This window comes from Pseudoalteromonas sp. 5Ae-yellow, assembly GCF_014077565.1.
Taxonomy (GTDB): Bacteria; Pseudomonadota; Gammaproteobacteria; order Enterobacterales; family Alteromonadaceae; genus Pseudoalteromonas.
In genome coordinates this window covers 1-299 of sequence record NZ_JACGWD010000191.1, presented here as the reverse complement: position 1 = coordinate 299, position 299 = coordinate 1, and the positions used below count along the sequence as shown (strand labels likewise).

The 299-nt window shown below is 38.1% G+C and carries 1 pseudogene; it reads right to left on the bottom strand.

The annotated features are described in order from the left end of the window. Positions 1 to 214, bottom strand: a pseudogene (locus H4J63_RS19930) (IS110 family transposase); the annotation flags it as partial. Positions 215 to 299: the final 85 nt, after the last annotated feature.

Genomic DNA, 299 nt, shown 5'->3' with positions numbered 1-299 from the left:
TTATCTGATGACCACATTTTCTGATTTCTCGAGCCCAAAAATGAGAAGTTGCACAGGCCTCTAAAGCAACTAAACACGTAGTGTGTTGTTGGAAAAAAGATAACACTTGCGCACGCTTTAACATTTTCTTTTTAACTAAGCGCCCTTGTTCATTGCAGCACACCACATGGAAAAATCTTTTTGCTATGTCTAAACCAATTGTTGTAATCTTCATTTTGGTCTTCTCCCTTTGATTATTGTAACCACTTTAATCATGGCACATAGATGCCGTATAGGGAGGAGACCATTACATCAGGTTA